The sequence below is a fragment of the Erwinia billingiae Eb661 genome (genome assembly GCF_000196615.1).
Lineage (GTDB): Bacteria > Pseudomonadota > Gammaproteobacteria > Enterobacterales > Enterobacteriaceae > Erwinia > Erwinia billingiae.
In genome coordinates this window covers 3,489,686-3,510,287 of record NC_014306.1, presented here as the reverse complement: position 1 = coordinate 3,510,287, position 20,602 = coordinate 3,489,686, and the positions used below count along the sequence as shown (strand labels likewise).

18 protein-coding genes are annotated in these 20,602 nt (G+C 58.0%); 7 read left to right on the top strand and 11 right to left on the bottom strand.

Annotation, left to right across the window (positions count from 1 at the left end; genetic code table 11):
• Positions 1 to 18 precede the first annotated feature (18 nt).
• Positions 19 to 2,028, bottom strand: a complete 2,010-nt coding sequence (mnmC, locus tag EBC_RS17345) for a bifunctional tRNA (5-methylaminomethyl-2-thiouridine)(34)-methyltransferase MnmD/FAD-dependent 5-carboxymethylaminomethyl-2-thiouridine(34) oxidoreductase MnmC (RefSeq protein ID WP_013203144.1) — start codon at positions 2,026 to 2,028, stop codon at positions 19 to 21.
• Positions 2,029 to 2,185: 157 nt separating this feature from the next.
• On the opposite strand from mnmC, the gene fabB reads away from it, so the two are divergent.
• Positions 2,186 to 3,409 carry a beta-ketoacyl-ACP synthase I gene (gene fabB / locus EBC_RS17340; protein WP_013203143.1) on the top strand — a complete coding sequence of 408 codons (1,224 nt, stop codon included), beginning with the start codon at positions 2,186 to 2,188 and terminating at the stop codon, positions 3,407 to 3,409.
• 37 nt (positions 3,410 to 3,446) lie between these two features.
• Here fabB and EBC_RS17335 read toward each other — a convergent pair whose 3' ends face one another.
• The 7 genes from EBC_RS17335 to EBC_RS17305 form a co-directional block, all read right to left on the bottom strand.
• Complete coding sequence (locus EBC_RS17335; RefSeq protein WP_013203142.1) at positions 3,447 to 3,818, bottom strand: MmcQ/YjbR family DNA-binding protein; 372 nt, start codon at positions 3,816 to 3,818, stop codon at positions 3,447 to 3,449.
• A 70-nt stretch (positions 3,819 to 3,888) separates the two neighbouring features.
• Positions 3,889 to 4,494 (bottom strand): KpsF/GutQ family sugar-phosphate isomerase, encoded by a 606-nt coding sequence (locus EBC_RS17330; protein ID WP_013203141.1) that lies wholly within the window; start codon positions 4,492 to 4,494, stop codon positions 3,889 to 3,891.
• Positions 4,494 to 6,128, bottom strand: coding sequence for an FGGY-family carbohydrate kinase (locus tag EBC_RS17325; RefSeq protein ID WP_013203140.1), 1,635 nt, complete (start codon positions 6,126 to 6,128; stop codon positions 4,494 to 4,496). Before EBC_RS17325 ends, EBC_RS17330 begins: the two co-directional genes overlap by 1 nt.
• A 15-nt stretch (positions 6,129 to 6,143) precedes the next feature.
• Complete coding sequence (locus tag EBC_RS17320) at positions 6,144 to 7,097, bottom strand: ABC transporter permease (RefSeq protein WP_013203139.1); 954 nt, start codon at positions 7,095 to 7,097, stop codon at positions 6,144 to 6,146.
• A 1-nt stretch (position 7,098) separates the two neighbouring features.
• Positions 7,099 to 8,085, bottom strand: a complete 987-nt coding sequence (locus tag EBC_RS17315) for an ABC transporter permease (RefSeq protein ID WP_013203138.1) — start codon at positions 8,083 to 8,085, stop codon at positions 7,099 to 7,101.
• Positions 8,078 to 9,571 (bottom strand): sugar ABC transporter ATP-binding protein, encoded by a 1,494-nt coding sequence (locus EBC_RS17310; protein WP_013203137.1) that lies wholly within the window; start codon positions 9,569 to 9,571, stop codon positions 8,078 to 8,080. Before EBC_RS17310 ends, EBC_RS17315 begins: the two co-directional genes overlap by 8 nt.
• Positions 9,572 to 9,649: 78 nt before the next feature.
• Positions 9,650 to 10,636 carry an autoinducer 2 ABC transporter substrate-binding protein gene (locus EBC_RS17305; RefSeq protein ID WP_013203136.1) on the bottom strand — a complete coding sequence of 329 codons (987 nt, stop codon included), beginning with the start codon at positions 10,634 to 10,636 and terminating at the stop codon, positions 9,650 to 9,652.
• A 630-nt stretch (positions 10,637 to 11,266) separates the two neighbouring features.
• Here EBC_RS17305 and EBC_RS17300 point away from each other — a divergent pair.
• Positions 11,267 to 12,442 (top strand): MFS transporter, encoded by a 1,176-nt coding sequence (locus EBC_RS17300; RefSeq protein WP_013203135.1) that lies wholly within the window; start codon positions 11,267 to 11,269, stop codon positions 12,440 to 12,442.
• Here the strand turns inward: EBC_RS17300 and pdxR are convergent.
• Positions 12,436 to 13,869, bottom strand: coding sequence for a MocR-like pyridoxine biosynthesis transcription factor PdxR (pdxR, locus tag EBC_RS17295; RefSeq protein WP_013203134.1), 1,434 nt, complete (start codon positions 13,867 to 13,869; stop codon positions 12,436 to 12,438). The genes EBC_RS17300 and pdxR overlap by 7 nt on opposite strands.
• Positions 13,870 to 13,957: 88 nt before the next feature.
• On the opposite strand from pdxR, the gene EBC_RS17290 reads away from it, so the two are divergent.
• Positions 13,958 to 14,407, top strand: coding sequence for a rhodanese-like domain-containing protein (locus EBC_RS17290; RefSeq protein WP_013203133.1), 450 nt, complete (start codon positions 13,958 to 13,960; stop codon positions 14,405 to 14,407).
• A gap of 3 nt (positions 14,408 to 14,410) precedes the next feature.
• On the opposite strand, the gene flk is transcribed toward EBC_RS17290, so the two are convergent.
• Entirely contained in the window at positions 14,411 to 15,448 is a 1,038-nt protein-coding gene (flk, locus tag EBC_RS17285) for a flagella biosynthesis regulator Flk (RefSeq protein ID WP_013203132.1), read from the bottom strand.
• Between the two features lie 204 nt (positions 15,449 to 15,652).
• Positions 15,653 to 16,567, bottom strand: coding sequence for a DMT family transporter (locus EBC_RS17280; RefSeq protein ID WP_013203131.1), 915 nt, complete (start codon positions 16,565 to 16,567; stop codon positions 15,653 to 15,655).
• Between the two features lie 99 nt (positions 16,568 to 16,666).
• On the opposite strand from EBC_RS17280, the gene EBC_RS17275 reads away from it, so the two are divergent.
• From EBC_RS17275 to truA, 4 genes are all read left to right on the top strand, one after another.
• A complete protein-coding gene (locus EBC_RS17275; protein ID WP_013203130.1) occupies positions 16,667 to 17,467 on the top strand; it encodes an AraC family transcriptional regulator in 801 nt (266 codons plus the stop codon).
• A gap of 78 nt (positions 17,468 to 17,545) precedes the next feature.
• Complete coding sequence (pdxB, locus tag EBC_RS17270) at positions 17,546 to 18,682, top strand: 4-phosphoerythronate dehydrogenase PdxB (protein ID WP_013203129.1); 1,137 nt, start codon at positions 17,546 to 17,548, stop codon at positions 18,680 to 18,682.
• 89 nt (positions 18,683 to 18,771) lie between these two features.
• Complete coding sequence (locus EBC_RS17265; RefSeq protein ID WP_013203128.1) at positions 18,772 to 19,782, top strand: aspartate-semialdehyde dehydrogenase; 1,011 nt, start codon at positions 18,772 to 18,774, stop codon at positions 19,780 to 19,782.
• On the top strand, positions 19,782 to 20,597 hold the full coding sequence (gene truA / locus EBC_RS17260) for a tRNA pseudouridine(38-40) synthase TruA (RefSeq protein WP_013203127.1): 816 nt from the start codon (positions 19,782 to 19,784) through the stop codon (positions 20,595 to 20,597). Before EBC_RS17265 ends, truA begins: the two co-directional genes overlap by 1 nt.
• The last annotated feature ends 5 nt before the right edge of the window (positions 20,598 to 20,602 follow it).

Below are 20,602 nucleotides of genomic sequence, written 5' to 3'. Positions count from 1 at the left end.
CCTGGCTTAATTCTCCTGTCAGAACGCCGTTTTAATCGCTTTCCCTTTCAGTAATTTCCTTACCCAGTAACGATTCGGATGCATCGCTGCCAGCGTGTCGGCATCCAGCGGGATCGGCTCGCCACAGAGTTCTGCCGCCAGCACTTCTGCGCCCAACGGACCGCTGCACAACCCGCGTGAACCTAACGCACCCAACACAAACAAGCCTTTATGCACCGGCGCTGCCTGTGCGGTCTCTTTATGCTGTGACAGATCGGCATACTGTTCCAGCGTTTGCTGATAATCGGGCAGGGGACCAAACATCGGCAAATGGTCGCGAGAGGCGCACCGCACGCCACTGCGGGATTCACCGGCGCTGACGTCGACTTCTTTCGGCCAGTCTGCCTGTGGCAGGCAGCGGATCAGCCTTTCGCGGTTTTCCTGCTGGTCCTCTTCACGGTAGTCGGTTGAGGTGTCCGCGCGATGATAGCTGGCACCAATACAGTGATGCTGATTGTGCGGGTTTGCCGGCGTCAGGTAACCGTCATAACACAGCACCTGCTTTAGCGGGCTTAACCCAGGCGTGGTGGGAATATGGCTGACCTGGCCGCTAACGGCGTAAGCGGGCAGCATTTCGCTCTGGGCAAAGGACGCCAGGGTGTGGCCGGTGGCCAGCACCACGTTGCGGTGTGGCTTAGCAGGCTGGTCATGGAACTGTAACTGCCAGCCATCCGCCTCGGACCGCATTTCCGTTAGCGTATGCTGCCAGTGGATCTGCAATCCTTGCTGCATAGCCAGTTCAAACAGCGCCGGGGTCAGTTGCCCCGGAGAGAGCCAGCCGCCCAGCGGGTAGCTTATTCCGCCGCAGCCTGTTTCCACGCCACACAAGGCTTCCGCTTCAGCCTGCGATACTTCGCGGGCGATTTCTTCAGGCAAGCCCATGCTCAGCAGTTTGGCGATCTTCTCGCGGCTTTTTTCATCCCAACCCAGCTGCGTGACGCCGCACCAGTCGTGATCAAAGGCCACCGGCAGGCTGTCGTAAAGCCGGCGGGCAAAGGTGAACGCCAGTGGGAAGAAGGTGGCTAATGCCTGATCGTGCTGATTGAGCAGGGGATAGAGCGCGCCCTGACGATTCCCGGACGCGCCTTCGGCGGCCCGGGCATCCGCGCAGTATAGGGTGACCTTTTTGCCGCGACGTAACAGCGCCAGCGCCAGCAGCGCGCTGGCAATGCCGCCGCCAATAATGGCGATATCATCGCCTTCAGCAGCCGGACGCGCGTACCACGGCATGTTTGCCTGAGGGGACGTTAACGCGTCCATTGAACCGCAAAGCATTTCGCGTTTCGGGCCAAAGCCTTTGCTGCGAATAACGTTAAATCCCGCATCTCTCAGACCGCGACGAACAAAGCCCGCGGCGGTAAAGGTGGCAAAGGTGCCGCCATGGCGGGCCAGTTTCGCCATGCAGGCAAACAGTTCTGGCGTCCACATATCGGGATTTTTAGACGGCGCAAAGCCATCCAGGAACCAGGCATCGACCTGATGCTGCAGGCTGTCATCAAAAGTGTGGATCAGCTGGTTAATATCGCCAAACCACAGATCCAGCGTGATGCGACCGCCGTCCAACAGCAAACGGTGACAGCCCGGCAACGCTTGCGGCCACTGTTGGCAAAGTTCCGCCGCGTAGTCGGCCAGTTCAGGCCAGACGGCCAGCGAGCTGGCGAGATCTGTCACGTTTAAAGGATATTTCTCACTGCTGATGAAGTGTAAACGCTGTAATTTAGCCTCGGGATGCGTTTCCCGGAAGCGATCGAACGCCTGCCAAAGGGTCAAAAAGTTCAGACCAGTCCCAAAACCTGTCTCAGCAACGATAAATAAATCGCGCGAATGTTGAGCAAATCGATCGGGTATTTGGTTGCCACCGAGGAACACATGGCGGGTCTCTTCCAGACCATTTTCATTGGAGAAGTAGACGTCGCCAAACGCTCGGGATACAGGTGTACCCTGTTCATTCCAGCTTAATTCGGCATACTCGATCGGGGTCGTTTTCAAGGGGGAAGCTCGGTTATCAGGCGGTGCCGCGATTGTAACGGTGTGAGCTGGCCCACGCAAATTTACAAAAGTTAAGCGCTGATCGGACTTGTTCGGCGTACAACTGTAAGCTAAAGTGCCTGTCGAATCCTAATATAAGTAGTGAATGAGGTATTGAATGAAACGTGCAGTGATTACTGGCTTGGGTATCGTTTCCAGCATTGGTAATAACCAAGAGGAAGTTTTGGCATCTCTGCGTGAGGGTCGCTCAGGCATCACCTTCTCCCAGGAGCTGAAAGATTCCGGCATGCGTAGTCACGTCTGGGGTAACGTCAAACTGTCTAAAGACGAAATCTCAGCTCTCATCGATCGCAAAGTATTGCGTTTCATGAGCGATGCGTCCATTTATGCTTACATCTCCATGCTGGAAGCGGTGAAAGATTCCGGCCTGACCGCCGAGCAGTACCAGAACAACCCACGTGTGGGTCTGGTTGCCGGTTCCGGTGGCGGTTCCCCTTACAACCAGGCTGCCAGCGTTGATGGTATGCGTGCGAAAGGCCTGCGTGGCGTGGGTCCTTATATGGTGACCAAAGCCATGGCGTCCGGCGTTTCTGCCTGCCTGGCAACACCGTTCAAAATTCACGGTGTGAACTACTCCATCAGCTCCGCTTGTGCCACTTCCGCTCACTGTATCGGTAACGCGGTTGAGCAGATCCAGCTGGGCAAACAGGATGTGGTCTTTGCTGGCGGCGGCGAAGAGCTGTGCTGGGAAATGTCCTGTGAGTTCGACGCGATGGGCGCACTGTCCACCAAGTACAACGAAACCCCAGAAAAAGCCTCCCGTACTTACGATACCAGCCGTGACGGCTTCGTTATCGCTGGCGGCGGCGGTATGGTGGTGGTTGAAGAACTGGAACACGCGCTGGCTCGCGGTGCTCACATCTATGCAGAAGTGGTTGGCTACGGCGCGACTTCTGACGGTGCTGACATGGTTGCCCCATCAGGCGAAGGCGCAATGCGCTGTATGCGTCTGGCAATGGCCGATGTGGATACCCCAATCGACTACCTGAACACCCACGGTACCTCTACGCCAGTGGGCGATGTAAAGGAACTGGGCGCAATCTGTGAAGTGTTTAGCGAGAACATGCCTGCCATGTCCGCGACCAAAGCAATGACCGGTCACTCTCTGGGTGCCGCCGGCGTGCAGGAAGCCATTTACTCTCTGCTGATGCTGGAACATGGCTTTATCGCGCCAAGCATCAACATTGATGAGCTGGACCCCGCGGCGAAAGGTCTGAACATCGTGACCAAGCCAACCGAGCAGAAGCTGAAGACCGTTATGTCTAACAGCTTTGGCTTCGGCGGGACTAACGCCACCCTGGTGATGCGTAAGCTCGACTAAGTTTCAGGGGGCGAAATGTCGCCCCCTGTCTTTCCCTTCAGCGTTCTCTTTGTTCCATCGGCCTCAATCGCTTCGGCAAGCCGGCAACCACCAAATCGTAAGATTCCTCTACCAGCTGCCGTACCAGGCCTTCACTAATTTGTTCGCCGGGATAAATCGAGATCCAGTGACGTTTATTCATATGGTAAGCCGCATGAATGCTGTCGTAGATCGCCCGTTGTAACAGTGCGTTTTCGGGATCGCACTTCAGATTCACAATCCGCTCGCCGCGAACCTGTGCCAGTAAGGCAAACATCTTGCCGCGCACCTTAAATACCTCATATTCCGGGCCAAACGGGTAGCAAAGCTCGGCTGAAGGCAGGGTACGTGCGACGTCAGCCGCCAGTTGCTGAATCTCTTTTCCGTCCATTGTATGGCTCCATCGCGGGGATTTCTGTCCGGAAGGCTAGCATAACCGCACCCTCCGGCTCACCCCGATTTTATTCTTGCTCCCGCAGCACCTTGCCGACATTTCCCGCAGGATGAACCGCCAGCAGCGTTTCCCGACTGTAGCCACTTTGCGTCATTAACACCGCTATCATCGCGTCAAACACCGCCAGCACGCTGATTATCGAGGTGGTGGCCAGCATATTTAGCGGATCAATTTCCTGAGTTTCAGGTATCAGCAACAGTCGGTCTGCCGCCTGCGCAATAGCTGAACCTGCGTTTTCAGTGACGCTTACCAGCGTGCAGCCTTTACTTTTTACCGTCGGCAATAAGCGGGTTAACTCATCGGAATTGCCGCCGCGCGACAGCATAATCAGCACGTCGCTGGCGCGCAGAAAACCGATATCACCGTGCGCCGCATCGGCAGCGCTGAGCCAGGTGGCGGGGCGCTCTACGCAGGAAAGCATATGGGCGATCTTTCTGGCGGCAATGCCCGAAGTACCTATGCCGGTGACCGCAATTTTCCCCTCGCAGCGTGCCAGCGTGTTGAGTACCGCCAGCCACTGCTGACGGTCGAGTTGGCTTTCCAGCGTGGTTAGCGCATCGCGATAGGTCTGCCAGCCACAGGTGGCCTGTGACCAGGCGTCGATGTGCTCCATCAGGCCTCCTGCATCATCTGGCGATACTTCATATGGTCGTGATACATCTCGCGGAACACCTGGTATTTGCGATCGTAGTAATGTTTGATCTCATTGGTTTGCGGCGTGACGGTTTTGCCGATGCGGCTCATGGCATTCATCGCTTCCGGCAGGGATTCATACACCCCGGCGGCCACGGTGCCCATCATCGCGCTGCCCAACAGCATCGCTTCACTCTCTTCCGGTAGCAGCATCGCACAGCCGGTGGCGTTAGCATGTTCCTGCACGAAGATCGGATTTTTGGTGCCGCCGCCGCTGGCCATAATGGTATCGATGCTGTAGCCGGTCTGGTTCATGGTTTCGATGATATGGCGGGCTCCCAGCGCAATCGCCTGAATGGTCGCCAGATAGTGCAGCGCCATATCTTCCGGCGTGCGCGAGAGTTTGAGGCCGGTGAGGATGCCGGTCAGATTCGGGTTCGCGCGCGGTGAGCGGTTACCGTGAAAATAGGGCAGCATATGGATATCGCGGGTCAGAAAGGCAATCTTTTCGGGCTCGCCGGCCATTTTGCGCAGCAGGTCGTTAAGGACTTCATAGATGGTTTTGCCCTGAGCCTTTCCCTGATCGCGCAGCGTGGCATAGCAGGGGTGAGACTGGATCATATGGTCAATCAGCGCGCCGGTGGCCGACTGGCCGCCTTCGTTCAGCCATAAGTCGGGCAGAATGGCGGAGAAGTAGGGGCCCCAGACGCCTTTAATAAAGCGCGGCTCTTTCGAAATGGCCATATGGCCGGTGGAGGTGCCGCCTATCAGCGCGATGCGCCGGTCAAAGTCAGCATGTTCCCCGGACGCGCCCGCCGCACCCAGCGTGCCGAGGCTGCCCGCATGGGCATCAATGATCGATACGCTCACCGCCGTGCCGGGCAGCAGGCCCATTTCGCTGGCGGCTCGCTGCGTCAGGCCGTGCCCCAACGGTTCACCCATGGTTTTTACATCGCGGCCAATTTTCGCCGCGTCATGCTCGAGCAAATCTTCCAGCCCAATCTGGCGGAAATAGCTCTCATCCCAGCGGTTCTCATGGCCCATATAAGTCCATTTGCACACCAGCGAGCACAACGAACGCGTTTCATCCTGGGTGGCCCGCCAGGTGAGGAAGTCGGGCAGGTCAAATAAATGGCCGATATTCTGCCAGCTGTTGGGCATATGCTGTTTCAGCCACAGCAGCTTTGGCGTCTGCATTTCGGGTGAGATCACCCCACCAACATAGTCCAGCACCCGGTGCTGGGTGGCGTTGATGCGCTCGGCCTGCGAAATGGCGCGGTGATCCATCCACACGATAATATTCTGCTCGCTGCGGCCCGACGGACTGACCGTCAGCGGTTTGCCTTCTTTATCCAGCACCACCAGTGAACAGGTGGCATCAAAGCCGATGCCTTTAATCTGTACCGGATTGATGTTGCTTTGATTGACGGCATCGCGCACCGCCTGGCACACCGCCTGCCAGATATTGTCTGACGACTGCTCGACAAAATCGGCCTGCGGGCGATACAGCGCAATTTCCCGGCTGGCCTGGCCCATCATCCGGCCCTTAAGGTCGAAAATTCCCGCACGTGCGCTGCCGGTCCCTACATCCACACCCAGATAATAACTTGTCATTGTTAGCCTCGACCGTCAGGTTCTGCGATTCTGTAACGCAATAAACAGGATAAGCACACCGCCCCAGAGCGCCATCGTCAGATAGCTGCTCACGCCCAGCAGATTGAGCCCGCTTTCCAGCATTTGTAAGACGATCAGCGCCAGCACCATGCCAATCACCCGGCCAAATCCGCCGTCGGGATTTACCCCACCCAGCACCGAGGCCAGAATGGTCACCAGCAGCCAGGACTCGCCGTAGCCTGCCTTCGCCGAGTTGAACATCGACATCATCAGCAGCGCCGCGCCCCAGCTCAGCAGGGCAGAGAAGATATACACCGTGATTTGCACCCGCGCGGTGTTGATGCCGCTGAAGCGGGTGGCCTGTTCGTTAGATCCCAGCAGATAAATGCTGCGGCCCAGCGTGGTCTGCTCCAGCAGAACCCATAGCGCAAAGGCCACCAGCAGGAACAGCAGCAGGGCAAAAGGCACGCCAAACACCTCGCCATTGCCGAGGAACTGAATCAGCGGTGGGAAGCCGGAAATCACCGCGCCGTTGGAGAGCAGGATATTCAACCCGGCGATCAGCGTCATGGTGCCGAGCGTGGCGAGTATCGGCGACACCCCAATCACCGCGATCAGCAGACCATTCAGCGTGCCGATCAGCACCGCCAGCAGCGCACCGGCGATGAGCGCCAGCAGCAGAAACAGCGGCTGGCCCGGATGGGCAACGATGATCGCGCCCATCAGCAGGGAACAGGCGTTGGCGCTGGCGATAATCGACAGGTTGATGCCGCCGGTCAGCATGGTCAGCCCCATGCCCAGCGCCAGTAAGCCTAAAACGGGCAGCTGGGTGGCAATCGACTGAAAGTTGCCCGCGCTGAAGAACCGTCCACCCAGCGTCAGCGAGAACAGCGCCAGCACAATGACAATCATCAGCAGCTGCAGGCGAATAATCCGGTCGCCCGGAAGGATTTTGATTATGGCGTTCATTTCACATCCCCTTCGCCAGTTTGCGTTTTTCATTCCACGCGGTGGCGCTGATGCTGACCAGAATAATCAGCCCGCTAAACACCATATGCCAGTAAGAGGAGACGGCGAGCAGCGTCAGGCCATTTTGCAGGAAGGCCAACAGCAGCACCCCCAGCAGCGTGCCGAATAAGGAGCCGCGACCGCCGGTCATGCTGGTGCCGCCGAGAACCACGGCGGCCAGCACCGTGAGTTCATAGCCGACCAGCGAATTGGGCGCGACTGACTGGGTGGTCTGCGCCTGAACGATGGCGGCAACACCGGCCAGCAGTCCCATATAGCCGTAGACGTAAAAGTGCAGCGTCAGCAGGTTCATGCCCAGCCGGGAAGCGGATTCGCGGTTGCCGCCCATCGCATAAATCTGCCGTCCCAGCCGGGTATAGCGCATCAGCACGCCGGTCAGCACAAACACCGCCAGCAGGCATAAAAGCGGCAGCGTCAGCCCGTATTCATAGCCATCGGCGGCCGTGAAAGAGAACCAGTTGATGCCGTTCATAAACCACTCGGGGAAACCGTACAGCCAGGTGCCATCGGTAAACCACACCAGCAGGCCATAGAACAGGTTGAGCGTGGCAATAGTGATGATGATCGCCGGGACGCGTAAGAAGTAGACCAGCGCGCCATTGATCAGCCCCAGCAGCAGCCCGCACCCCATGGCAATCGCGAAGATCGTCACGAAGTTGCCGCCGTGCGCCAGCAGGGTACTGGCCATTGCGTACTGCGCAATCGCGGTCATGGCCGGGAAGGAAATGTCGATCCCGCCGGCGATCAGCACCACAAACAGGCCGCAGGCCAGAATACCGAGGATGGCATAGCTGGTGGCGACATCGGTCAGGTTACCGAGCGTTAAAAACTCGCTGGAGCGCAGGCTGAGGCCCGCAGCCAGCAGCAGGATCAGCATCCCCAGCCAGAACTCATGGTGGCCGATCAGATGTCGTAATTTGTTATTCATTGACCACCCCGGCAATCTCGTCTTCCTGGCACTGGTGCGGCGCAAAACTGGCGACCAGTTCGCCTTTCCGCATCACCAGTACGCGATGGCTGTTGTAATACGCTTCCGGGATCTCATCGCAAATCATCAACACGGCCATGCCGGATTCGGCAAGATCGCGGGCAATCCGGTAGATCCCTTCTTTATTGGCGATATCGACGCCGACGGTGGGCGAGTCAAGGATCAGCACTTTCGGATGGGTCGCCACCCATTTGGCGATGGCCACGCGCTGCGCATTGCCGCCGGACAGGGTTTGCACCGGCAGCTGGCTGTCCGACACCTTGATATTCAGTTCGCGGATCAGGGTGGCGACCTGATGACGGGCCTTTTTCTGGTCCATCAGCCCGGCACGGTTATGCAGCCGGTTAAAAATCGGCACCAGCATGTTGTCGAAAATAGATTGCTGCATCACCAGCCCCTGGGTTTGCCGATCTTCGGAAACATAGGCAATACCGTGGCGGATCGCATCCCGGTTGCTGCGCAGGCTGACCGGCTGGCCCTCAACGCAGATTTCACCACTGTCTGGCTGGGTCATGCCAAACAGGGACAGGCACAGCTCGGTGCGTCCGGCCCCGAGCAGGCCAACAATTGAGGTAATCTCACCCCGGCGCAGGCTCAGATTGATCGACTGATACTGGCCTTTGCGCGACAGGTTGCGCACTTCCAGCAGGGGCGTTTCGCTTTTATCGGCCCGTTCAGGCAGATGGCTGAAGGCAAAGCGTTGCCCGGTCATCAGGAACGCCAGTTCGTCGCTGTTCAGCTCGCTGGCCGGGAAGGTTCCCACCAGTTTGCCGTCGCGCATCACGCTGATGCGGTCCGCCACTTCCATGACTTCGTCCAGCTTGTGGCTGACAAACACCACGCAAATCCCGGCGGCTTTCAGCTCGTTGACCACCCGCAGCAGGCCATTGACTTCATGGCGGGTCAGGGAAGCGGTGGGTTCATCCATGATCACCAGGCTGGCATCCGCGGCCAGCGCGCGACAGATAGCCACTAACTGGCGATCGGCAATCGACAGCTTTTCGACTTTGCGGTCCGGATCCAGCGTCACACCAATGCGTTGCAGGGTATCGACCGCCAGTTTGCGCATTGCCGCTCTTTTTACCCAGAAGCCACCGCCGGGCAGATAGCGATGCACGGCGATATTCTCTGCCACCGTCAGATTGGGAAACAGCGACAGATCCTGATAAATCACCTGCACGCCGTAAAAGGCCGACAGGGAAGGGCTGAGATGGTTGAACAGCTTGCCATTGATGCCAATGTGCGAGCCTTTATCGGGCTGATACACCCCGGAAATCACTTTAATCAGCGTGCTTTTCCCGCAGCCGTTTTGTCCGGCCAGGCAGTGTACTTCGCCCTTATTCAGCGTCAGGCTGATGTTATCCAGCGCCTGAACGCCAGGAAAGGATTTGCTGATATGGTCGAGAGAGAGAAAGGTTTGCGACATAGAATTTACTCACCGTAGGGACTGTAGCCGCAGGCGGCCCGCTTGCCGGTCACCGATGTGACCGGCCGGGCCCAGCCATCAGAATCCGAGCGTTTTGGCGTTATCTTTGGTCACTTCCAGAATGCGGTTGAAGCGGATCACATGGGTTTTCATATCCACATCGGCTTTACCGAGGCCATCGATAGTCAGGTCAGGCGTGACCTGTTTGCCATCCAGAATCTGGTCGGCCAGACTCACCAGCGCAAAGCCGGCATCTTTCGGGTCCCACAGCAGCGCTTTTTTGATGTCGCCAGACGCCAGGTACGGCGCGGCCTGCGCTGGCATCGCGATACCCACTACGGCAATTTTGTTTTTCGCCCGTTTGCTTTTCACCGCCTGACCGGCACCAATCGGGCCGAGCGAGCCAAAGCCGATGATCCCTTTCAGGTCAGGGTAGGTGCGCATCAGATCGAGGGTGGTGGCGTAGGATTTATCAATACTCTCCGCCACAGGCAGGCGGGAAGTGACTTCATGCATATCCGGGTATTTCTGTTTCTGGTATTTGATGGCGGCGTCAGCCCAGGCGTTATGCAGTGGCACGGTCAGCGATCCGACATAAATCGCGTAACCGCCTTTGCCGCCCATCGCACTGGCCAGCTCATCCATGTTCTTTTCGGCATATTTCTGGCTGTCGATGGTTTCCACATCCCACTGACCAATCGGCTGATCCGGGGATTCATGGGTCAACACCACGATGCCCTGATCGCGGGCCTTCTTCAGCACCGGCTCCAGCACCTTGGCATCGTTTGGCACCACGATAATGGCATCGACTTTTTTGGCGATCAGATCTTCAATCACCTTCACCTGCTGCGCCGGATCGGGCGTTGAACCGCCGACCTGATAGGCATTGACGTCAAGCTTGGTGGCGGCTTCTTTCACGCCCACTTCCATGCGGGTAAACCAGGGAATGCCGGTGACTTTCGCCACCACAGCGATATCATGTTTTTCAGCTGAGAAGGAGGGTGTTGTAAACAGCATGCAGGCAGAAACCACACATGCATTGAGTAATGCGACGTTGAATTTCATAGCAATACCTTATTGTAGGGCGCGGACTCTCCGCTTTAGTTACCCGCCAGGCGCGAGCTTATAGTGGTCAGATATGGCGTTAGCCACCGGAGCAAGATAGCAAGCAATTTTCAGGACTCTGGCAGCCAGCTGAGTGAAGTGTGATCGCTGACTTTTTTAGTTAAAATTTAGCGTAAATATAGTTAAATAATTGTTAGTTAATTATAAATATTGGATTTATACGCCAAAATAATGTTTTTATTTTGTTAAATTCAGGTGATTTGATATCTTTTCATTAACAATTTGCTGGCAAGGCTAACGGTCTGATTCAAAAATGGCCAACTGTTGACGCCCGTGCGCATTTGATATGCAGGAATTGTGAGTTTCTTCGCAGTTGAAGGGCAAACAAGCCCGGGGTTGGCCCAATTTCCCGGTAATTTACGACGTAATTCGCTTACAGTCGTCCCGTTTACAAACGTTGACGGTTGGCGGACTTTCCTCCACACTTTCCACTCAAGATTACTCTCCTCAACGTCGCCACGATGTTGCGTAAGCGTCTAACGTCAAACAACGCGCCCCTGGCATTGCTCCGGCAATGGCACTTTTGGGCGCGTCTGAACCGGCGAGCCCTTACGTAAAACAAGGACAACCATGTCGACAACACTTTCTGAACGCTCAGCCAAGCCAACCACCTCGCTGGCGAGCATCTCTTTTGCCGTTTTCCTCACCTATCTGACTGCCGGCCTCGCCTTGCCGGTGATCCCGCTGTTTGTGCATCAGGAGCTGGGACTGAATAACGTGATGGTCGGGGTCGCGGTCGGTATTCAGTTTTTTGCGACCTTACTGACGCGCGGCTATGCCGGCAGGCTGGCGGATCAGCGCGGTGCCAAACGCTCGGTGTTACAGGGCATGCTCGCCTGTACGCTGGTCGGACTGGCGTATGTGCTGGCGGCGGTGCTGCCGTTGCCGGTGATGGGTAAGTTTGCGCTGCTGGTGGTAGGGCGTTTACTGCTGGGCTTTGGAGAAAGCCAGCTGCTGACCGGCAACCTGACCTGGGGAATGGGGCTGGTTGGCCCGAAACGTTCCGGCCAGGTGATGTCGTGGAATGGCATGGCCATCTATGGCGCGCTGGCGGCGGGCGCCCCGTTGGGCCTGATGCTGCATGACAAATGGGGCTTTATGGCGATGGGCATTGCCACCATGATCCTGCCCGTTGTCGCGCTGCTGTTTAACGTTTGGGTCAAGCCGGTGCCCACCCACGGCGGCGAGCGTCCTTCGTTGTGGACGGTGGTGGGTCAGATCCTCTCTCCAGGTTTTGGGCTGGCGTTGCAGGGCATGGGCTTTGCGGTGATCGGCACCTTCACCTCACTCTATTTCGCCAGCCAGCAGTGGGGGAATGCCGGTTTTGCCCTGACCGCATTTGGCCTTTCGTTTGTGCTGGTGCGCATTCTGTTTGGCTGGATGCCGGACCGCCTTGGCGGTTTGAAAGTGGCGCTGATTTCACTGACGGTGGAAGCGGTTGGCCTGATGGTGCTGGGCTTATCCACCTCGGCGTGGATGGCGTTGCTGGGTGCGGCGCTGACCGGTAGCGGCTGCTCGCTGGTGTTCCCTTCACTGGGCGTGGAAGTGGTTAAGCGCGTTGCGCCACAGGTGCGCGGCACGGCGCTGGGAGGATTCTCAGCCTTTCAGGATATCGCCTACGGTGCCAGCGGCCCGTTAACCGGTCTGCTGGCCACCTCGATGGGCTACGGCTCGGTGTATCTGGCCGGCGCCGTCTGCGCCGTGTTGGGTATCGCCGTGACGCTGAATTTTGCCCGCAATCAATAACGCAGCTTCGCCAGCTTCTCTACCGCCTGAATAATCTCTGCCCGTTGCAGGGCAGAGAAGCCTAATATCCATCCTTCCTGCTGCGCGTTTGCGGAATATAACGGCGACAGGCGCGGCAGGATTATCCCCCGTTGCAACGCTTCCTCAGTCAATCGCGCTTCTCCACCTTTCGGCAGCGTCACCGCCAGCTGCAGCCCGCTGCTGTGGCTTAGCGGCACCAGGTTATCGCCCAGCTTGCTGGCTAATTGCTCCAGTAATAATGCTCTGCGGCTGGCGTAGAGCTTGCGCATCAGCCGCAGGTGCGCCTGAAAATGGCCGTTATTGATAAAATCGGCGGTGACGGCCTGCATCAGTTGGGCACTGTGACCGTCCATCACGCTGCGCAGCTTAGACAGCGGATCAACCAGCGAAGGCGGCACCACCAGATACGCCAGCCGCAGTGAAGGGAACAGCACTTTAGAGAAGGTGCCGAGATACAGCACCCGATTGCTGTCATCCAGCCCTTGTAGCGCGGGCATCGGCTGATCCTGGTAATAAAATTCACTGTCGTAATCGTCTTCCAGCAACCAGCAGCCTTCGCGGCGGGCCAAAGCCAGCCACTGCAGGCGGCGCTGGAGCGTCATCGCCACGCCGGTGGGATACTGATGGGAAGGGGTCAGATACACCATCCTGGCGGCTTTTTTATCGGGTATCGTTGCTCCTTCTTCATCCAGCGGCATCGGGATGACGTTGGCGCCGGCGCTGATAAAAGCATTGCGGGCACCGCTGTAGCCGGGCTCCTCAAGCCAGACGGTATCACCCGCATCGCACAATAGCAGCGCCAGCATTTGCAGCGCCTGCTGGGAGCTGGTGAGGATCATCACCTGCTCCGGTTCGCAGCGCACGCCGCGTGACTGTGCAAGGTAGCGGGCCACCGCGTGCTGCAGCAGCGGCAAACCCTGCGGATGACCATAGCGCATCATCTCTTCCGGCGCGTGCCGCAGGCGCTGACCCACCAGCCTGCGCCAGATGGCATGAGGAAAGGCGTGCAGGTCAGGGGAACCGGCGGCAAACGCTTGCGGAAACAGCGGATCCTGGCAACCGCCGGTGGCCACGATGCGGTTGCCACGGGCGGAAAGGGTGGCCGCCGTCGGCTCAGGCGGTTTTTTGCGTGGCGGATGGTCTGCCAGACTCACCGACACGAAGGTGCCTTTTCCGGTCTGGCGTTGCAGATAGCCTTCACTTTCAAGCTGCGCGTAAGCCGCCTCGACCGTGATTCTGGACAGCGCCAAATCACTGGCCAGCAGCCGTGAGGAAGGCAGGCGCTCGCCACTGGTCAACATGCCGCTGCGGATCAGCTGGCGCAAGGTGGTGCAGAGCTTTTCCCGTTTGGACTGGGCCTGTAGCGAGTCGAACAGCTGAATAATGGCAACCGTGGCGTGCGGCATAATGGTCTTATCCTCTCCTCTGAATGGGTACTATCGCTAAGGCCCATTCATCGTATCATCAGCGTTCACCCAATGCTCAGGAGTTAGCATGTCTCAATCAGCCGTTTTACAGTTTCCGCCACCCTCAGCAGCGACAAGCGAGGCGTGGCTCAGGGATAAGCTGGCGTATTACGCCGATGCCTGGGATGTGGCGCAGGATTTAGCGCGCGGTATCAGCGACATCGTGGTGCTGGATACGCGCTCCGCTGAGCAGTATCAGGCCGGACATATCTGCGGTGCAGTCAGCTTTCCACACCGCACGATGACGGCGGAAACCTTGTCACAGCTGAACAGCGACAAGGTGTACGTCACCTATTGTGATGGCATTGGCTGTAACGGATCGACCAAGGGGGCCTGGAAGCTGGCGGCGGCGGGATTTCGGGTGAAAGAGTTAATCGGCGGGCTGGATTTCTGGCTGCGTGACCGGCATCCGGTCACGCAGGGAGAAGCCGCAGGCGAATGGCCTGCGCAGACAATGCCTGAAGATTGTGGCTGCTAAGGCCTAGAGGAAAATCCACATCAGGAAAACAATCAGCACCAGCACCGCAAAGGCGGTGAAGACCGGACGATTGACCAGCGGCTGCAGCACAGGCGGCAGGTTGCCAGACAGCGGAGCGACAATCGGCTGAGGGTTGATTTCGCTGTCCGGCAGTAGCTGTTCGCGCAGGCGTTCCGCACGACGGGCAAACAGCAGGTTCATCAGATCCTGCGCCTGCGAGGTGGTCAGCACCGCCAGCGGTGGCTGCTGGAAACGTTGCTGGCTGGCATCTTCCAGCAGGCGTTGCTCGGCATGGTCTGGCGGCACTTTCAGCGAGGCTAACAGCATCGGTAAGGTCGGGGCCGGATGCTGGCTCAGCGTCTGGCTGGCCTGCAGGTATTGCGTCAGCAGCGGATACAGGCGTGACGGGATGGGATCGCCGCTGTGCAAATTCACCATCTTCATCGCCGATGCCCACAGCTTGACCGGCTGTTCGCCGGTGGCGGCAGCCAGGCGGGAAATCTGCTGATTGAGGGTGTGATGCTCTGCCGGAAGCAGGGTGCGATCGGACACGCGACTCTGCTGCGGTTGAGGAATGGCCATCTGGCCGTTCTGCAACATGGTCAGCACCTGGCGCAGCTGGTCCGGATTCAGCGAGCTGAGCACCGTGTGGCCAAACTGCTGGCGGATAAAGTCACTGACCGCCTGGCGGTTATTTCCCTGCGGCAGCAGATCGGTCAACTGCTGGAACAGCTGGCGGGTCGCATGGGTGTTCTGTACCTGCGACAGGCGCGTATTGAGAAACTGCTCCGCTGCCGGAAAATGGCGCGACAGCAAACCCGCATCGTTTTTCACTCCCACTTCGTGGCGCATTCCGGCCCACAGTTCAGGCGACTTCAGCGAACTCAGCGACATGATTTTGACGATCAGCCTTTCCAGCGTGGTGCGCTGTGCGGGTGATAAGGGTTGATCTCCCGGGCCTGGGCGGGTGGTGCCAGGTTTGGCATCGACCGTCGTCCGGTCGCCGGGGATCGGCGCACCGGGGCCGCTAAGAGGTTGCATGACAAAATCCTTCACTGAAAGGTCAACATCCGGGGCACGCCGGAGAAAGTATGATTGGCTATGATAACAATCCCGCCCGGTGATAGGTAGTGGCGAGGGCATGGCAGCGGGAAATAATTTATCGGCACAAGGGAAAGAAAAGGCCGGAAATCTCCGGCCTTAATGATTCTTTCAGGGACGATCATGCGTCGGAGGTTAACCTGCTCATTCAGCCCTGGGTAAAACGGGGTCAACCGCGGCGGTTTTCTTCACCCGTAACGGGGTGCGAAGACGCTGTGCCAGGATCACGCCCAGCAGGGTGATGCCACCGCCGATATAGTGATAGCTGTGCAGCTGCTCATGCAGGAACAGCACGGCGATAATGGCGGTAAAAATCGGCGCCAGATTCATAAAGATGGTCGCGGTGTTGGCACCCATCCGCATCACGCCGTGGATCCACAGGAACGGGGCGAGGATTGAGGCGAACAGACCGGCAAACAGCACCAGCGGAATATTGTGCAGGTTAAGCGAAACGTCCTTCGCCATCAGGAAGTTCGGTAACAGCATCAGCACGCCAAACGCAATCTGCACATACAGACTCTGCCAGTTGGGCAGTGGGATCGCCCAGCGTTTAGTCAGCACGCCATACAGCGCATAGGAGGTTGAGGCGGCGAACATCATCAGTTCGCCCTGGCCCATGCCGTGCGACAGCAGCTGTTGCGGATGCCCCTGGCTGACCAACCACACCAGACCGCCAAACGACAGCAGGCTGCCGATAACGATGCCCACCGTCGGTGCCACCCGCAGCAGCACAATGCTGATTAACACCGTTAACAGCGGGATCAGCGCATTGAGGATGCCCATAAACAGCGCGGTCACGCTGTGCGCGGCGTAATAGGCCAGGCTCTGATACAGCACCATGCCCAGCAGGCCGAGAACCAACAGTTTCCACCACACCTTGAGGATCTGCTGTCGGTTACGCCAGACGGAAGGCAGCACAAAGGGCGTCAGGGTCAGCAACGCCAGCAGCCAGCGATAGAAGGAGATCGCCGCAGGATCGATCGCGCCAGCCGACACTTTGCTGACGATGGCGTTCACTGACCAGATCAGCACGGCCAGCAGGGGAAACAGAAAATTCATCGGTAAAACCAGGTTGGGAAGCCAGAGGAAACAGTGTACGCTTGTCGCATTAAAGACAGATAGTGAATATCGGACAATAACCGTTACTGACCGGACAGAATGATCGCGCAAATTACCTACACCGCCCCGGTGGATGCCAGCAGCCTGCACTACTTCTTTCGTTATGAGCATGCCAACGCCAATACCGAATATTTGCCGCATACGCACGTCTGGGGACAGGTTATTTTCGTCCAGAGCAACGTGCTACAAATGCAGGTGGCGGGACAGCGCCTGCTGACGCCCACCGCGATCCCGATCTGGATCCCGCCAGGGGTCGAACACACCAGCTTTAATCCGAAACAGGCCTTTTTCTACACCTTTAACGTGGCGGCGGAATTCTGCGCGGGCCTGCCCACCAGCGCCTGCCTGCTGAACGTCAATCCGATCGTTAAGGCGATCATGGAGGACTTCGCGCAGCGCGCCGTCTCGGTGCCTGCCAGTGAGGAAGATCGACGACTGTGCGGGGTGCTGTTGGATCAGCTGAAGCTGGCGGAAGAGCAGGAGAGTTATCTGCCGACCTCCGACGATAAAATCCTGTCGCCGGTATTGCTGGCGTTAGAACAGGATCCGGCGGATAACACCACGCTGGCGCAGTGGGCGACGCGCGTGTTCACCACCGAGCGCACGCTGTCGCGGCGCTGCCAGGCACAGCTGGGAATGTCGTTTAGCGAATGGCGGCAACGCCTGCGCTTTCTGCATGCCATCTCGCTGTTGGAACAGGGAAAAACCGTGCAGGAGACGGCACTGGATCTGGGGTACAACTCCGCCTCGGCATTGATTGTCATGTTTCAGCAGCAGTCTGGCACCACGCCGGAGCGCTATCGCCACGCATTACGGCCTTGTAAACGGACAACATCCTAATCACCGCACCTGAGGGTTATCCGGCCCGCGGGTTTATGGCAGAATATTGCCCCACCCGACCCAAGCAGGAACACGATAGTGAAAATCCTCGTTGATGAAAATATGCCTTACGCCCGCGAGCTGTTCAGCCGCACCGGAACCGTGGTTGCCGTGCCGGGCCGTCCTGTGCCGCAGGCCGAGCTGGACGATGCGGATGGTTTGATGGTGCGTTCCGTCACCAAAGTGAACGCGGAACTGCTGAGCGGCAAACCGGTGAAATTTGTCGGTACCGCCACCGCCGGTACGGATCATATTGATGAGGCGTTTCTGCAGGAGCAGGGTATTGCCTTCTCTGCGGCGCCTGGCTGCAATGCGATTGCCGTGGTGGAATACGTGTTCTCTTCTCTGCTGTTGTTGGCTGAGCGTGACGGCTTCCTGTTGAAGGACCGCACGGTCGGTATCGTCGGCGTGGGTAACGTGGGAGGCCGTTTGCAGGCTCGCCTTGAAGCGCTGGGGATCAAAACCCTGCTGTGCGATCCGCCGCGTGCCGATCGCGGTGATGACGGCGAGTTTCTGCCGCTCTCCACGCTGGTGGCCGACGCCGATATCCTGACTTTCCATACGCCGCTGTATAAGCAGGGTGACTATAAAACGCTGCACCTTGCTGACGAAGCGCTGCTGAAGGCGCTGAAGCCGGGCAGCATTCTGATCAACGCCTGTCGTGGCCCGGTTGTTGATAACGCCGCGCTGCTGAAGGTGCTGGAACAGCGTGACGATCTGAGCGTAATCCTTGACGTCTGGGAGCCGGAACCCGAGCTGTCTCTGCCGCTGCTGGCTAAAGTGGACATCGCCACCGCGCACATTGCTGGCTATACGCTGGAAGGCAAGGCGCGCGGCACCACGCAGGTATTTGAAGCCTGGACGGCGTTCCTCGGCAAGCCCCAACAGGTGGCGCTGGACACGCTGTTGCCGGCCCCTGAGTTTGGCCAGATCACCCTGCATGGCGAGCTGGATCAGCCAACGCTAAAAAGACTGGTGCATCTGGTGTATGATGTGCGCCGCGATGATGCGCCGCTGCGAGCCGTGGCCGCAATCCCAGGCGAATTTGATCGCCTGCGTAAGAATTATCTGGAACGTCGCGAATGGTCGTCACTGCAGGTGCAGTGCGACGTGGAGCCGGTCGCGGCGTTGCTGAAAAAACTCGGATTCAACGCCGTTTTTCAGCCGGCAACCTAAGGTTAGGATAAGCCTTAGTCCATAGTCTTATTCTGCGGGCGGTGTGAACACCGCCTTCTCTTTTTGTTTCATTTCTGGAGTTAACCAACATGTCTGACGGCTGGAACATTGCGCTATTGGGCGCTACAGGCGCAGTAGGGCGAGCTTTACTGGAACTGCTGGCGGAACGCCAGTTCCCGGTTGGTGAACTGCATTTGCTGGCCAGCGAACGCAGCGCGGGCGAAACCCTGCGTTTTGATGGCAAATCCGTGCTGGTGACGGATGCGAAAGATTTTGACTGGTCGCAGGTGCAGCTGGCGTTTTTTGTCGCCGGACGCGAAGCTTCCGCAACCTATGCGGAAGAAGCGGCCAACTCGGGTTGCCTGGTGATTGACAGCAGCGACCTGTTCGCGCTGGAGCCGGATGTGCCGCTGGTGGTGCCCGATGTCAATCCGCAGGTACTCGGCGATTACCGCAATCGCAATATCATCAGCGTTGCGGACAGCGTGACCAGCCAACTGCTGTGCGCCATCAAACCGCTGGTCGATCAGGCGGGTTTAAGCCGCATTCAGGTCACCAGCCTGATTGCCGCCTCGGCACACGGCAAAGCCGCGGTCGATTCCCTGGCCAGTGAAAGTGCCCGACTGCTGAACGGCCTGCCGGTCGAAGCCGGTTTCTTCGATCGTCAGCTGGCCTTTAACATGTTGCCGTTACTGCCAGATGCGGAAGGTAGCGTGGTGCAGGAGCGTCGCCTGGTGGATCAGTTGCGCAAAGTGCTGCAGGACGAAGGATTGCCGGTCTCGGTTTCTACCGTACAGGCACCGGTGTTCTACGGTAACGCGCAGATTATCCATCTGGAAAACCTGCGTCCGATGTCAGCGGAAGAGGCGCGCGAAGTGCTGCTTCAGGCGGAAGATATCGCGCTGTCTGACGAAACGGATTACCCGACTCAGGTTGGCGATGCCTCCGGCAACGATCACCTGAGCATCGGCTGCGTGCGTAACGATTACGGCGTGCCGGAAATGCTGCAGTTCTGGTCTGTGTCTGACAACGTCCGTTTCGGCGGCGCGTTGATGGCGGTGAAAACGGCCGAGAAACTGGTTCAGGAGTATATGTACTGATGTCAGAAGCAGCCTTGCCGGAGCAAACGCATAAGCTGGCGCTCGGCATTGAATATGACGGGAGCCACTATTATGGCTGGCAGCGGCAGCAGGAAGTCCGCAGCGTGCAGGAAAAGCTGGAAAAGGCGCTGTCGAAAGTGGCAGACCATCCGGTCAGCGTTTTTTGCGCCGGCCGCACCGATGCGGGCGTGCACGGCACCGGTCAGGTGGTGCATTTTGAAACCACCTCGCTGCGTAAAGATGCCGCCTGGACGCTGGGGGTGAATGCAAATTTGCCCGATGATATCGCGGTGCGCTGGGTAAAACCGGTCAGCGACGATTTTCATGCCCGCTTCAGCGCCACTGCACGCCGTTACCGTTACGTCATCTATAACCGCCGTTTGCGTCCGGCCATTCTGCATGGCGGCGTGACGCACTTTTACCATCCTCTGGATGTGGAAAGGATGCAGCGAGCCGGGCAGAGCCTGTTGGGCGAAAATGATTTCACCTCATTCCGCGCCGTGCAGTGTCAGTCCCGCACGCCGTGGCGCAGAGTGTTCCACCTGAACGTCAGCCGCTTTGGCGCTTACGTGATCGTGGACATTAAAGCCAACGCCTTTGTCCACCATATGGTGCGCAATATTGTCGGAAGCCTGATGGAAGTAGGCTGTGGTAATCAGCAGGAAAGCTGGATAGCAGAGCTGTTGGCAGCGAAAGATCGCACGCTGGCGGCGGCGACTGCACGGGCTGAAGGACTGTACCTGGTGTCAGTCGATTATCCTGACCATTTTGAATTACCACGTCCGCCGATGGGACCGTTGTTCCTCGAGGATTAATTTTA